General features: G+C 40.5%; 14 protein-coding genes and 1 pseudogene. 11 read left to right on the forward strand and 4 right to left on the reverse strand.

What is annotated here, in order from left to right:
• Positions 1 to 224: 224 nt before the first annotated feature.
• A pseudogene (locus ACE3PQ_RS00915) lies at positions 225 to 623 on the reverse strand (hypothetical protein); the annotation flags it as partial.
• A 205-nt stretch (positions 624 to 828) separates the two neighbouring features.
• On the opposite strand from ACE3PQ_RS00915, the gene uvrB reads away from it, so the two are divergent.
• The 5 genes from uvrB to ACE3PQ_RS00940 all read left to right on the forward strand — a co-directional run bounded on the left by uvrB (position 829) and on the right by ACE3PQ_RS00940 (position 7069).
• On the forward strand, positions 829 to 2847 hold the full coding sequence (gene uvrB / locus ACE3PQ_RS00920) for an excinuclease ABC subunit UvrB (RefSeq protein WP_374294365.1): 2019 nt from the start codon (positions 829 to 831) through the stop codon (positions 2845 to 2847).
• 180 nt (positions 2848 to 3027) lie between these two features.
• Positions 3028 to 3639, forward strand: coding sequence for a lipocalin family protein (locus ACE3PQ_RS00925; RefSeq protein WP_374294366.1), 612 nt, complete (start codon positions 3028 to 3030; stop codon positions 3637 to 3639).
• Between the two features lie 181 nt (positions 3640 to 3820).
• Positions 3821 to 5272 carry a glyceraldehyde-3-phosphate dehydrogenase gene (locus tag ACE3PQ_RS00930; protein WP_374294368.1) on the forward strand — a complete coding sequence of 484 codons (1452 nt, stop codon included), beginning with the start codon at positions 3821 to 3823 and terminating at the stop codon, positions 5270 to 5272.
• Positions 5273 to 5489: 217 nt separating this feature from the next.
• Positions 5490 to 5639 (forward strand): hypothetical protein, encoded by a 150-nt coding sequence (locus tag ACE3PQ_RS00935; RefSeq protein ID WP_374294370.1) that lies wholly within the window; start codon positions 5490 to 5492, stop codon positions 5637 to 5639.
• A gap of 533 nt (positions 5640 to 6172) precedes the next feature.
• Positions 6173 to 7069, forward strand: a complete 897-nt coding sequence (locus ACE3PQ_RS00940; protein WP_374294416.1) for a DMT family transporter — start codon at positions 6173 to 6175, stop codon at positions 7067 to 7069.
• A 96-nt stretch (positions 7070 to 7165) separates the two neighbouring features.
• Here ACE3PQ_RS00940 and ACE3PQ_RS00945 read toward each other — a convergent pair whose 3' ends face one another.
• Positions 7166 to 7519, reverse strand: coding sequence for a hypothetical protein (locus ACE3PQ_RS00945; RefSeq protein ID WP_374294372.1), 354 nt, complete (start codon positions 7517 to 7519; stop codon positions 7166 to 7168).
• A gap of 233 nt (positions 7520 to 7752) precedes the next feature.
• On the opposite strand from ACE3PQ_RS00945, the gene ACE3PQ_RS00950 reads away from it, so the two are divergent.
• From ACE3PQ_RS00950 to ACE3PQ_RS00960, 3 genes are all read left to right on the forward strand, one after another.
• Positions 7753 to 8340 carry a YigZ family protein gene (locus tag ACE3PQ_RS00950; RefSeq protein WP_374294374.1) on the forward strand — a complete coding sequence of 196 codons (588 nt, stop codon included), beginning with the start codon at positions 7753 to 7755 and terminating at the stop codon, positions 8338 to 8340.
• 16 nt (positions 8341 to 8356) lie between these two features.
• Entirely contained in the window at positions 8357 to 8983 is a 627-nt protein-coding gene (locus ACE3PQ_RS00955; RefSeq protein ID WP_374294376.1) for a DapH/DapD/GlmU-related protein, read from the forward strand.
• Positions 8984 to 9157: 174 nt separating this feature from the next.
• Positions 9158 to 10000, forward strand: a complete 843-nt coding sequence (locus ACE3PQ_RS00960) for a universal stress protein (RefSeq protein WP_374294418.1) — start codon at positions 9158 to 9160, stop codon at positions 9998 to 10000.
• A gap of 257 nt (positions 10001 to 10257) precedes the next feature.
• Here ACE3PQ_RS00960 and ACE3PQ_RS00965 read toward each other — a convergent pair whose 3' ends face one another.
• A complete protein-coding gene (locus ACE3PQ_RS00965) occupies positions 10258 to 10983 on the reverse strand; it encodes an O-methyltransferase (protein WP_374294378.1) in 726 nt (241 codons plus the stop codon).
• Positions 10984 to 11150: 167 nt separating this feature from the next.
• Complete coding sequence (locus tag ACE3PQ_RS00970) at positions 11151 to 11762, reverse strand: superoxide dismutase (RefSeq protein WP_241573273.1); 612 nt, start codon at positions 11760 to 11762, stop codon at positions 11151 to 11153.
• A gap of 148 nt (positions 11763 to 11910) precedes the next feature.
• Between ACE3PQ_RS00970 and ACE3PQ_RS00975 the strand changes: the two genes are divergently transcribed.
• From ACE3PQ_RS00975 to ACE3PQ_RS00985, 3 genes are all read left to right on the forward strand, one after another.
• A complete protein-coding gene (locus ACE3PQ_RS00975) occupies positions 11911 to 12102 on the forward strand; it encodes a hypothetical protein (RefSeq protein WP_374294381.1) in 192 nt (63 codons plus the stop codon).
• A 74-nt stretch (positions 12103 to 12176) separates the two neighbouring features.
• Positions 12177 to 12719, forward strand: a complete 543-nt coding sequence (locus ACE3PQ_RS00980) for an O-acetyl-ADP-ribose deacetylase (protein WP_374294383.1) — start codon at positions 12177 to 12179, stop codon at positions 12717 to 12719.
• Positions 12720 to 12763: 44 nt separating this feature from the next.
• Complete coding sequence (locus ACE3PQ_RS00985; RefSeq protein WP_374294385.1) at positions 12764 to 13780, forward strand: GTP-binding protein; 1017 nt, start codon at positions 12764 to 12766, stop codon at positions 13778 to 13780.
• Positions 13781 to 13816: the final 36 nt, after the last annotated feature.

Raw genomic sequence — 13816 nt, forward strand, 5'->3', positions numbered from 1 at the left:
GCTATTATGGCAGCAAGCAAAAAATGGACGATGCCTATTCAGAATTGGAAAGCTGCCATGAATCGCTTTAGTATCATTTTTGAAGAGCGTGTAACCAAGTATTTTTAAATCTGCATTTACACAGAATTATTTACACACTCATGGTTGATGCAATTTGAGGTTTACTTGTTTTTATGAGAACTCTTAAAAAGGTTTAAATATTTTAAAAAGTTCTAGTAAAGTTACTGTTCCAAATACACCTTAAACTGCATCGGCAAAATCACATTTTCAGAAATGCCTTGAAACAGTGGTGCAATGTCTTTGGCATCATAGCCAACATGTCCACAGCCGACCGCTGTAATAAAGTAAGTTTGTCGTGGATGATTCTTTGTGTAGATTTTAAAGTCGTCGATGTAGTGCGCAATTTGATGAATCGGCATCGCTTGCTGATGTTCATTTTCTGTGGCGATGGCAAAACTCTGTCCCGCCCAGCCACGTCCAAAATGTGTCATTGCGCCAAAATGTTCATAAGCAGTTAGTGCTGCGCCACATTCATGTTTGCCTGCGAGATTACTACCAAAGACAAATAACGTGTCTTCAGGAAGTTGATAGATGAGTGTTTCATCATGATATTGATAGGGCATAGATGACTTCTAGTCTTGTTGAATTTCATAATCATTTTATCTTGCGTGTATCACACTGGTTGGTCAAGTCAAGATTGCGGATTTTACAAGTGTACTGTCAATTTTATTTCTTAATTTGCTATGCTTTAATTCTGCTAATCTAACCCCATAATAGTTGTCATTGTTTTATCCATTTTGATTTTTATCTTTATTCTTGGAGTGTCCTGTGAGTGAATCTCAAGCCTTTAAACTCGTCACCGATTTTGCCCCTGCGGGCGATCAGCCACAGGCGATCGAGCGATTGGTGGCAGGTTTAGAGCAAGGGCAGAAAAATCAATTGCTGCTCGGTGTGACAGGTTCGGGTAAGACCTACACCATGGCGAATGTGATTGCACGGACGCAACGCCCGACTATCATCATGGCACATAATAAGACTTTGGCGGCACAGCTCTACGGCGAGTTCAAGGCATTTTTTCCGCACAATGCAGTGGAGTATTTCGTCAGCTATTATGATTATTATCAGCCTGAAGCTTATGTGCCGTCGTCAGATACTTTTATTGAGAAAGATGCTTCAATCAACGACCACATTGATCAAATGCGACTCTCGGCGACACGTTCACTGCTAGAGCGTCGTGATTCGATCATCATTGCATCGGTGTCGGCGATCTATGGTTTGGGTGATCCTGAAGCCTATATGCAAATGCTGTTGCACGTGGTCGAAGGTGATCAAGTCAATCGTGACGATCTGATTCGTCGTTTGGTGGCGATGCAATATAGTCGCAATGAACTAGAATTTACCCGAGGCACCTATCGGATTCGAGGTGAGATTCTCGATGTGTTTCCTGCGGAATCCGAGCAGAATGCGATTCGCATTGAGCTGTTTGATGACGAAGTAGAATCCATTAAATGGTTTGATCCGCTGACTGGAAAAATGGTGCGCAAAGTGCCACGAGTGACGATTTATCCAAAAAGTCATTATGTCACGCCACGAGAAAATCTAGAACGTGCAACAGGTACGATCAAAACTGAGCTGAAATCTCAACTGGAATTTTTTAAGAATAATGACAAATTGGTCGAAGCACAGCGACTAGAGCAACGTACACGCTATGATTTAGAAATGATTCAACAACTTGGCTATTGTAATGGGATTGAAAACTATTCACGGCATTTATCAGGGCGTGAAGCAGGCGCAGCACCGCCGACCTTATTTGATTATGTCCCTGAAGATGGCTTGCTGATCATTGATGAGTCGCATGTGACCATCCCACAGATTGGTGCGATGTACAAAGGCGACCGTTCACGTAAAGAAAATTTGGTCAATTACGGTTTCCGTTTGCCAAGTGCGTTGGACAATCGTCCGATGAAATTTGAGGAATGGGAACGTATCACACCTGATACCATTTATGTGTCAGCAACACCTGCCAATTATGAATTGGAACATGCAGCGCAAGTGGTTGAGCAAGTGGTGCGTCCGACAGGGTTGATTGATCCTGAGATTGAAATCCGTCCAGTGCTCACTCAAGTCGATGATGTCTTATCCGAAATTAACATTCGCAAAGAGCTGAATGAACGTGTACTCGTCACCACATTGACCAAGCGCATGGCGGAAGACTTGACCAGTTATCTCAAAGAATATGGCGTTAAAGTCGCTTATCTACATTCGGACATTGATACCGTAGAGCGGGTGAAAATTATTCATGAACTGCGCACAGGGATTCACGATGTCTTAGTCGGGATTAACTTGCTACGTGAAGGTTTGGACATGCCTGAGGTGTCTTTGGTGGCAATTCTCGATGCGGATAAAGAGGGCTTCTTACGTTCTGAACGCTCACTGATTCAGACCATTGGTCGTGCCGCACGGAATATCAAAGGTAAAGCGATTCTCTATGCCGATCGCATTACTGATTCGATGCAAAAAGCCATTGATGAAACCACGCGTCGTCGTAACAAGCAAATCCAGTTTAATGAAGAGCATGGCATCATTCCTCGCAGTGCCAAACGTCAAGTGATTAAAGAGATCGACACTGGTGAGGTCTATGATGAAGATGCAGAGATTCAAGCACATTCGTCGGATAAAAAGCTCACCGATGATGAACAACATCTCATTGCTGATCCAAAATTATTTTCCAAACACATTAATAAGCTGGAAAAGGAAATGCTCAAAGCCTCAAAAGAACTTCAGTTTGAACAAGCTGCTCGACTGCGAGATGAAATTTTGCGCTTAAAAGCGCAGTTGTTAAAATAGTTTTTGGAGAATTTGAAAATTAAGTCATTCATTTGATTTAAATTTTTATTCATTTTAATATGACAGAAATAAGACTTGGGAATTGTTCGACAATACCCTTGTCAAAAATAGGTGTTTTACTCTATATTTTGTAGCACAAATACGAAGACGAAAGTGCGCAATCAGGGATTTTACGTAAATATGAGTATCACAAGCCAAGAAAAAAAATTCCGTGGGATTAAGATTGCAATTGGTGCTGCTACCTTAGCAAGTGTAGGCATCGGACGTATTGTATGGGGAATGATTCCAAAGAAAATGCAAGTGGCGAGTAATGTCGATTTGCATCGCTTTAGTGGCACTTGGTTTGAGATAGCACGTAAACCTGTCAGTCTTGAGCGCAAATCATTTCATCACATTACCTATGAATATCATGTCGTGGCGAAAAATAAGCTATCGACCAATCTACGTTATCAGACCAAAGAAGGGCGGGTGATTCAGCTCTCAGGTGAAGCGATCGTGAAAAATCCACCTGATAATAGTCAGTATCTTGTGAGCTACACACCGAAAGTCTTAAAAAAACCGAAGAAAACTAACTTTTGGATCATGCGCATTGATGAGGCATATCAAGTGTGTTTGGTTGGTAATAAAAAGCGTACACGTCTTTGGTTATTCTCACGTCAATCACATCTCGATGCTTGTATTGCTGATGAGTATTTAGATTTTGCACGTGAGCAAGGCTTTGATACAGACAATATGATTTTTGTTGATCACAATCCTCAAGCTGTACCATCGAAGATTAAAATGCTGTCTTAATGAAGGCAGCTCAGAATTTGGCAGTTTATTGATCAACACCGATTAATTTTTAATTTTGATTTTAAAAATAATCATTTTCCTTTAGAATGTTGGCATTTTTAGAAACATTGTATTTTGGCCATGCAGATCGCAGGCCAAGCATTACAATAGTTTCACCTACCTTCACTAGAGGACGTCATCCGTGAGTAAAGACACTATCATCGCCCTACATCAAGAACATCAAGGTCGTTGGAAAAACCGCGAAGAAATTGCCGAGCGCATGATCGCTTTAATTGGTCAGTTATATCGTGAAAAAAATATTGTCACTTCAATCTATGCTCGCTCATTGGTGAATCGTTCTGTGATTCAGATTTTGAAAGCGCACCGCCGTACTCGTATGATGGATGTTGAGCTTTCTGTTGTTGATACGATTCCACTTCTTGAAGCTTTGGTCAAAATCGACAATATCGGTTCTGCGGAAGTGGATTTGGGTAAATTGGCGATTGAATACAAAGCACAAGGCGGTGACGTTGACGCATTTGTTGCCAATGCAGTGAAATCAATCGAAGATCAACCACAAACTTGCGAAACTAAAGACGTTGTATTGTATGGCTTTGGTCGTATCGGTCGTATCTTGGCACGTTTGATCATTGGTCAATCTGGTCTTGGTCGTGGCTTGAGCTTAAAAGCGATCGTTGTGCGTAAAACTGCTGATGGTGATTTGGAAAAGCGTGCATCGTTGCTACGCCGTGATTCGATTCACGGTTCATTTGCAGGGACGATCTCTGTGGATGAAGAAAACGAAGCAATCATTGCCAATGGTCACTTTATCAAAGTGATCTATGCGTCTAGCCCAAGCGAAATCGACTATACCGCTTATGGTATTAAAGATGCGCTATTGATCGACAACACAGGTAAATGGCGTGATGTTGAAGGTTTGAGCCAACATTTACAATGTGCAGGCGTGAGCCGTGTTGTATTGACTGCGCCAGGTAAAGGCGACATGAAAAATGTGGTATACGGCGTAAACCAAGCAGACATCTTAGATGAAGACAAAATCATCTCTGCTGCAAGCTGTACAACGAATGCAATTACACCTGTACTGAAAGTGATTGATGAAAAATACAAAGTGATCAATGGTCACGTTGAAACGGTTCACTCATTCACGAACGATCAAAACTTGATTGATAACTATCACAAGGCAGATCGTCGTGGTCGTGCGGCGACGTTGAACATGGTAATCACTGAAACTGGTGCGGCCAAAGCAGTTGCTAAAGCATTGCCACAGCTTAAAGGTAAATTGACTGGTAACTCTGTACGTGTTCCGACGCCAAACGTATCACTTGCGATCCTAAACTTAACCCTTGAAAATCCTGCTGATCGTGACGAAGTGAACGAATATATTCGTCAAATCTCGATCGTATCGAATCTACAAGGTCAGATCGGCTTTACCAATTCTACTGAAGTGGTATCGAGTGACTTTATTGGTTCACGTACTGCGGGTGTATTTGATGCGCAAGCGACGATTTCATCTGGCAACCATTTGACTGCATATGTTTGGTATGACAATGAAGTTGGCTACAGCTGCCAAGTACTCCGTATCGCAGAGCAAATGTGTGATGTGAGTTACCCGAAAGTACCTGCTGAAAAGTAATTCATTTTTTAGATTGTTTTAAAATGCTTTATTGAATAGGTTTTTGTTCAGATTTAGCCCAGTCTTCGGACTGGGTTTTTTATTGCAGAAGTTTGAGTCTCATTAAGCATTCGCATAATTTCACAAAGAGTTCGCACAACTTGTTCAAATTATTGCAGTAGTTCATAATATTTTCCGCCAAAGTAAAACCAAAGAAAGTGCGATCAAGGACTTAGATTTGCAGATCAAGAAAATATTTGGCATCTCCGTATTTATCATTTTGGCGACCGTAATCGGTGTGGCATTAGCGATATTTGTAATTCGGCAGTTTAGTATTTATATACCACTTGAGTATCAAACGGTGGATATTGATCTGCAAGAGCCATAACAAGCCAAAGCCAAAATTGACGATGCCTTAGATATCGATGTCTCAGGCACGATTGATGCGACCATTCCGATCAAAGAATCCTTAGATATTCCACTCAAGGGGTGTATTTTGACAATCATGTACCTATCAAGACCACCATTCCTGTCCAAGACCACCACTTCTGTCAAAGAAACGCTGAATATTGATGTACAAAATATTTTGTCGATTTAGATTAAAAAAGGAGATTTGGAAATTCTACTTTCAAGCATTCGATTGAATCAGTCTCAAGATCAGCCTGATGAGAGTGCGCCACAATGCAGCTGACTTGGAAAAACATCATCTTGGCATTTATCTGAGTGACATTTTTGATTGCGCTACTGTATATCAAGCGTGAGCCGGAATATACCGAGCAGTGATTCAGAAATTATAAATACAAAAAATAAGAAAAAATTTGCATTGAGAATCGATTAATATAACGTATTCAGTTGCTTGCTTAAGTATTCGGCTGAATCGTGCTTTTTTATTTAATTTTAATTCATTGCAAAAAAATTGTGATGTGGGGGCATACGATGGCGTGGATAGCATTTACGGTCATGGCGGCGTTTATGCAGGCATGGCGCAATGCCTTTCAAAAGCAACTCAGTCATCATGTCGATGTCTACGGTGTTACTTTAGCTCGATTTATTTTTGCATGGCCCTTTGCGATTGCTTATCTATTTCTGCTTTATCAGCAAGCGCCTCAAATTGAAAGTGTAGATTTCACAACTCGATTTTGGATATACATTGTCATTGCAGGATTAAGCCAAATCTTAGCAACAGCTTTAATGGTGATGCTATTTAAACAAAAAAACTATGCAATCGGCGTTGGCTTGGCAAAGAGTGAAGCCATATTGGCAGCAATCATCGGCGTCATCTTTCTGCAAGAATATCTCGATGGCTTTGGTTGGTTAGGTGTGGTGATTGGTGGTATTGCCGTTTTTCTACTGAGTAAGGGTACAGGACAAATTAAGCTGTCTTGGCAGACTTTGAGTATTGGTATCGGTAGTGGATTAAGCTTTGCAATCACATCATTATTAGTACGTGAAGCAAGTCTTGAGCTTGGGAATTTACCTTTTTTGATTCGAGCGGCGTGGGTGCTGTGTCTAGTAATTGGCTTTCAAGCGACGATTATGTTGATCTTTTTAGGTATCTTTAACGTGCAGACTTTGCAAAAAATGTGGCAGAACAAGCGACTGACGTTTCAGGTGAGTGTCTGTAGCTTCCTTGCTTCGCTAGGTTGGTTTAGCGCGATGAGTATGCAAAGCGTGGCGTTGGTGAAGACGCTAGGGCAGATTGAGATTTTATTTAGCTTGGTGATTTCTGCATTTTTCTTTAAAGAGAAGTTGGCAAAAAGCGATCATTTGGGATTATTCTTAGTGGTTGTGGCGGCGATTTTGGTGATTTGGGTGTAGAACTGAAAATTCATTTGATCGACTTTAGATGTCGCTAAAAAATTGGGGACGGGTTGTCCCCAAATACATCAGAATTCATCTTGATGTTTACTGGTATTACTCATAACTATTCGCATCAGGTGCGATCAGCGCTTGACCTTGTTGCAACGCTTGCACAGCTTTTGGACTAAAGTGAAAAGTCACCGTATTGCTATCGGCATGGATTTTATAGCTTGAGATTAAGCGGTATTCAGGACTTTCTGTGCCAACATGATAATTGTCAGCGATATTGATAATGCCCTCAAGATTGCTCGTCGTTGAAGCGAGATCTTGATGAAACAGGTTAAAGATATCTTTAAGATCAATCGTTAACTCACTCAACTCCCCAGCTTGTTGAATTTTATTGCTTAAATAACCAACTAAGGTATGAGATAGGAAAAAGTAATTGGGTTTATGCGCAAAGTGTGACATTTGGTTTTCCTTATTTGAATCAATCTGTCTTTTCAAATTAACAAAAAACAGTTCATAAAAAAGCAAAGTTTTGTATTAGTTCGATGCAGTTTTTTTTAAAAAGTGATCTGAAATCAACTCGCTAAGGTTATTAGAATCAGCATGACTCACAATATATCCATTTTGCATAAAGCGGTCTGAATAGATATGATAGCCTGCATCTGTTCAGACAAATATTTGGTATCCCACCTTTCATGTACAGTATTAGCACGCTTATCGAAGCCAATTTGGAAGTGAAAAAAAGTCGCTTTCAAGCCTTTGCTGTACCTGTTAGTTCTGAGCAAGCGGTAAAAGATTTTTTAGAGTCTTATCGAGATCACACCACGACGCATCAATGTTGGGCTTGGAAGATTGGACATGATGTACGCTTTAATGATGATGGCGAGCCTTCGGGTACAGCAGGGCGTCCAATCCTTGCAGTGATTGAAGGGCAAAATTTGACGAATGTATTGATTTTAGTCAATCGCTGGTATGGTGGTGTGAAGCTTGGTACAGGCGGTTTAGCACGTGCCTATGGTGGTTGTGCAAGCCAAGCGATTCAGTTTGCTGAGCGAGTAGAGTTGATCGCTACGCAATCTGTACAGTTGCATTGTGAATTTGGTGAATTAGCAAAGATTGAATATGAACTTCAACAGTTAGAGATAGCTTTTCAGGCAGATTATTTAGCAGATGGTGTGTTGATAACTGCAGAAATGACTGATGATCAGATTGCGCAGATCAATCCATTTTTACAAAATCTCACTCGTGGTCGAGAGCAGTTATCTATTCAAGATAACCTTTAAATTTTTGAAGTCTAATATGACAGATTCTGATCCTTTATTAAAATATCGTGAACAGCATAAGCATCGGTTGAATTATATGCCGTGGCTGTATTGGCGACTCAAAGATAAGCATCTTGTATGGGCGAAGTCCTGGCAACAAGACTATCAAGAATATTTGCAAGAGATGGAAGATGTTGAAATTGGTGAAAATTGCTTTATTTCCCCATTGGCACATATTTTTGCAGAGCGTGGTCGTAAGATCAGTATTGGCAATAATAGCTTTGTCGCAGCAGATAGCGTACTGCATGGACCATTGACTATTGGTAATGAAGTAGCGATTAATCATCACAGTACTTTAGACGGCGGTCGAGCGGGAATTATCATTGCCGATCAGGCTCGGCTTGCCGCTTATACGCATCTATATGCTTTTAATCATGGGATGAAAATGGATGCGCCAATCTATGATCAAGCGGTGAGTTCCAAAGGGATTTATATTGGTCGTGATGTGTGGATTGGTGCTGATGTGGGTATCGTTGATGGTGTACGAGTTGGCGATCATGCAGTGATTGGCATGAATAGTCAGGTGACGAAAGATGTTGCAGACTTTGCGATAGTTGCAGGTAATCCAGCGCGGGTGATCGGCGATCGCCGAAATAAGAAGTAAAGCTCTTGAAAGCGAATATATGAAGCTAAAAAGTAAATAAAATGAACGCAGTAAAAATTTTAGCACTCTGAAAAAAGTTACATAAAGTCTAAAAAAAAAGCACTACATGGCAAGATTTTGGCTTAGTATAAAAATAATTAACAATAAAAACCGAGGATTAATATGGGCAATGTGATAGGGCGAGTCGTCGCCTGTATTGATGCGTCACCATGCGTCAATGCCACCGCTGAAGCAGCTGTTTGGGTCGCTCAAAAGACTCAACGACCATTAGTTTTATTGCAAGTTTTGGACTATCGCCCAGCGAGCTATCATTTGGGTGAGATCAGTGGTGTGATTGGCTTTGAAAGTAACGCCATGCTCCTCAAAGAACTCACTGAGCTTGATGAAAAGCAGTTTGAACTTGCGCAGCAATATAGTGATGATTTACTGCATCACATCTCCAAACTGATTAAAAATAAATATGATATTGAAGCGACCATTATTCAGCGTCGTGGTGAATTTTTAGAACAAAGTTTTGATGAGCTACAACCTGAAGATATCGCTGTGATTGGTAAGATTGGTGAAAATGCCGCAGAAAAAAATAAGCCAGTTGGAAGCAATGTTGAAGGTTTAATCCGAGGGACGAAATCGACCGTATTTACCATTGGTGAGCAGTTTATCCCACCGACCAGTTTCCTCTTTGCCTATGAGCATTCTCAAGTCTGTCAAACCATGCTCAAGCGAGTGGGGCAGAGTGAATTACTCAAAGATATGGAGTGTCATATTGTTTATGTCGGCGATCAAAATGGCATATTGGCACAGCCGACGGATTATCTAAAATATTCTGGACTGAATGTAACGAGCCAATATCTTTATGGTGATATTGCCGAAAGTTTATTGGAATATCAGAAACAGCATCAGCTGGGGATGATGATTATGGGGGCATTTAGCCATAGTCGGATTCAACAATTCTTTGTGGGTAGCACCACATTAAAAATTTTCCAAGAATCCGAAGTGGCGATGTTAGTTGCTCGCTAAAGGCTTCGCTAGTTACCACCTAAAGATTTTTGATGAGTCAATATTGCATGTTTGATGTGGGTTCAAAGGACTTCGAAAAGTTAATCACAGTTATCCTCAAAATGTGTGGATAACTGTGCGTATAAAAGCTCACAGCCTTTGTCATAACAAGCTTTCAAGGGCTTTGTTTAAAAAATAACTAGCTGATCTATTTCTTATACAAGTTGCTGAAAATACAAACAATTTGAAATGATTTTGTCATAAGCTGATAATGTCTACTACTTCACAATTGCCATTGCAAATCCATCATATCCTTTACAACCGACAGTTTGAATCGCAGTACATTCTGCGATTTGTGGGTGATTTTCTAATGCTTGAAATAGCTCACGTAATCCCACAATACTTGGTTTTTGATTCTCAGGATCAATAATATCAGCAGCTCGAATCACATTATCCATGATGATGATCGTCCCAGAACGAGAAAGTTTTAAACTCAGTTCTAAATATTCAGGATAGCTTTGTTTATCTGCATCTATAAATATAAAGTCAAAGGCAGGGGTATCATCACTCAAACTTTGTAGCACATCACTAGCTCGACCATGACGTGCATCAATGATTTTAGACAATCCTGCATTTTCGATATTTTCTACGGCGAGGGCATGATGCGTATCACGATTTTCAATGGTGAGGATATAGCCATCTTCAGGCAAGGCTTGTGCCATGACAATCGTACTGTATGCGGCAAAGGTTCCGAACTCTAAAATACGCTTTGCACCATTCATTTTGATGAACATGGTCAGCATCTTCGCTTGATTTGGCGCAATATGCAGATGGCTTGGATAGCCTTGACGAGCAGTATTTTCTAAAGTTTTTTCTAATATTGGATTGGCTTCGATGAGGTGCGCCTCGATATAGTCATCGACTGCTGTCCAAACCTGTTGTGTATTGAGATCAGTGTCGTTATTACTTGAAAGCCGAGAAATAGAAGATTGATTCGCACTCATATTAAAAATAAAACTGTCATAAATATTGCGCTATTTTAACTGATTCTTAAAGAGATCGTAGATACATTGCAGAATTTCCAAAGCAAAAAACAGCCATTTAAACGTATTAAATGGCTGTTTATATTACTTTCGCTTAGAGAATAAATTACTCTAATAAAAATAAAGACTTATTTAGTTGCTTCTGCATAGCGACGGTTTACTTCGTCCCAGTTTACAACATTGAAGAATGCTGCGATGTAGTCTGGACGACGGTTTTGGTATTTCAAGTAGTAAGCATGTTCCCAAACGTCAAGACCAAGTACAGGCGTATTGCCATTCATCAATGGGCTGTCTTGGTTTGCAGAGCTTTCTACGATTAGTTTTTTCTCAGGAGTAACAGATAACCAAGCCCATCCTGAACCAAAACGAGTTAACGCAGCTTTGATGAAAGCTTCTTTGAATGCGTCAAAGCTACCAAATGCACTGTCGATTTCACCAGCGATTGCGCCAGTAGGATTGCCACCACCATTTGGTGACATTACAGTCCAAAATAGGCTGTGGTTTGCATGACCGCCAGCATTGTTGGTCACGTTGCCTTTAAGTTCAGCAGGAACGTCATTTACACGTGCTACAAGCTCCTCAACAGAAAGCTTTTCCCACTCTGTGCCCGCGATGCCACCATTGATATTATTAATATAAGTTTGGTGATGTTTGGTGTGGTGAATTTCCATCGTTGCGCTATCAATATGTGGTTCTAATGCGTCATAAGCATATGGTAATGCAGGTAATTCGAAAGCCATGAGAAATCCTTAATGAGTTACTGTAAGTACTGATAATATTTATCATATTTGTAGATTGTGCTCAAGCTAAGTTTGCACGCAAATACATGAATTTATGTAATGATACGTGTACAATGTGACTGTCTATTTTCAACTTGTAAAGATTTCAATGAGTGATCAAAAAACACGTCCGTGGTTGTTTGTTGTATTATTGCTGATAGCAGGCTTACTGAGCTTTGCAGGCGCTGTACAACTATATTATGACATGAGTAGTATTTTGGGCTATGGCTTGCTCGGCGTTGGTTTGGGTGGATTTATCGCAGGTATGGGTGAATTTTTCTTTAATAAAGAACAAAAGTAGCTGTTTTAAATTGACGTCTTTACTAAATTCTCTAATTAATTGAGTCATTTTTAATCTTGTTCTAAGGAAAAGTTATGCCCACAGTTGAAGTCGTTCTCGGTGATATTACTAAGATTAGCGCAGATGCGATTGTCAATGCAGCCAATTCATCACTGCTCGGTGGTGGTGGTGTAGATGGTGCGATTCATCGTGCAGGTGGTGCGCAGATCCTTGAAGAGTGCAAAATGATCAGAGCCGAGCAAGGCGGTTGTCGTACAGGGCAAGCGGTAGTGACGATTGCAGGGAAACTCTCCGCAAACTTTATTATTCATACGGTAGGACCGATCTGGCAAGGTGGTCAAAATCAAGAAGAAAAACTACTTAAACAGTGCTATCACAACTGTTTAGACCAAGCTGAAAAGTTGAAATGTGAACGGATTGCCTTTCCAAATATCAGTACAGGTGTCTACGGCTTTCCTAAAGAGCTTGCTGTGCAAAAAGTCTATGAAGTTCTGCAATCAAGGTTAAGTACTTTAAAACGTGTGCAATGTATTTTATTTGTCTGTTTTGATGAGCAAAATTTTAAGCTGTATCAAGAGGTGTTAAAACCTTTACTTGCTTCATCTGCTAGTGAATAATCTATTCTAATTTGCCTATGTAGGTAGTTTTTAGAAGCTCTTTTATGAATATTATTCAAGCCGTTCCCACACATATCATTACAGGTTTTCTCGGTGCAGGGAAAACCACAGTTTTACGCCATTTACTTGCGCAAAAACCTGAAAATGAAGTATGGGCTGTGCTGATGAATGAGTTCGGTGAGATCGGTGTCGATCAAGCTTGGATTGCAGAGCATCAAGGCGTTGCGGTGAAAGAGGTACTCGGCGGTTGTCTGTGCTGTACTTCACAGCTTCCGATGCAGCTTGCTTTAGCACGGTTATTATCAGAGTTTAAACCGACCCGATTGTTTATTGAGCCAACTGGGCTGGGACATCCTAAAGAACTGATTGATCAACTCAGTGAATCGCATTGGCAAACGAGTTTGAATATTCGTCAAGTGGTCACTGTGATTGATGGTCATCGACTCAATGAACAACTTTGGCAAAAGCATGAGATTTTCCTGCAACAGCTTGATGTGGCGGATATCGTACTGGTGTCGTATCAATCCGAGATGAATGCTGATGATCAGTACCAATTAAAACAATTACAAGTCAGTTATCAGTTCCCACCAAAGCATTGGCAACGACTTGATCATGGGAAAATTTCACTCAAAGAAATTGATCAATCTCGCATTCCACAGCTAATAAAAAAACAGCCATTGCTGAGCCAACAGCTTTTAACACAAAACATGCCACGACTTAACGGAAGTGATTTCAGTGTACCAAAGACTTTGCCATATCATTATTCGAGTGAACAGCAAGGCTTTTTTGTGGCAGGGTGGCATATGCCAAAATCATGGCAGTTTGATACAGATGCGTTGATTCGGGTGTTGCAAGCCATTCAAGGTTTTGTGCGGATTAAAGCGAAGCTGCATACTACCGATGGTTGGATTGATATTAATGCTATCTCAACGAATTTTCAGGTCGATTTTGCTACTAAAGCTGCACTGGATAATCGTTTAGAGATCATTAGTGAAGTCGCACAAGATTGGTTGGCAATTGAGAAACAATTGTTATTGCTGAGTGGGCAAGCGATATTTTAATTTTACGGAAAATAGTTGTTTTAAACCAATCCCAGT

Source organism: Acinetobacter sp. (assembly GCF_041911495.1).
GTDB lineage: Bacteria > Pseudomonadota > Gammaproteobacteria > Pseudomonadales > Moraxellaceae > Acinetobacter.

What these genes read in the sequence shown, in the direction of transcription:
- ACE3PQ_RS00940 (WP_374294416.1), top strand. Translation starts at nt 6,173, where the DNA reads ATGTGGGGGCATACGATGGCGTGGATAGCATTTACGGTCATGGCGGCG.
- ACE3PQ_RS00980 (WP_374294383.1), top strand. Translation starts at nt 12,177, where the DNA reads ATGCCCACAGTTGAAGTCGTTCTCGGTGATATTACTAAGATTAGCGCA.
- ACE3PQ_RS00950 (WP_374294374.1), top strand. Translation starts at nt 7,753, where the DNA reads ATGTACAGTATTAGCACGCTTATCGAAGCCAATTTGGAAGTGAAAAAA.
- ACE3PQ_RS00970 (WP_241573273.1), bottom strand. Translation starts at nt 11,762, where the DNA reads ATGGCTTTCGAATTACCTGCATTACCATATGCTTATGACGCATTAGAA.
- ACE3PQ_RS00925 (WP_374294366.1), top strand. Translation starts at nt 3,028, where the DNA reads ATGAGTATCACAAGCCAAGAAAAAAAATTCCGTGGGATTAAGATTGCA.
- ACE3PQ_RS00955 (WP_374294376.1), top strand. Translation starts at nt 8,357, where the DNA reads ATGACAGATTCTGATCCTTTATTAAAATATCGTGAACAGCATAAGCAT.
- ACE3PQ_RS00945 (WP_374294372.1), bottom strand. Translation starts at nt 7,519, where the DNA reads ATGTCACACTTTGCGCATAAACCCAATTACTTTTTCCTATCTCATACC.
- ACE3PQ_RS00965 (WP_374294378.1), bottom strand. Translation starts at nt 10,983, where the DNA reads ATGAGTGCGAATCAATCTTCTATTTCTCGGCTTTCAAGTAATAACGAC.
- ACE3PQ_RS00975 (WP_374294381.1), top strand. Translation starts at nt 11,911, where the DNA reads ATGAGTGATCAAAAAACACGTCCGTGGTTGTTTGTTGTATTATTGCTG.
- ACE3PQ_RS00985 (WP_374294385.1), top strand. Translation starts at nt 12,764, where the DNA reads ATGAATATTATTCAAGCCGTTCCCACACATATCATTACAGGTTTTCTC.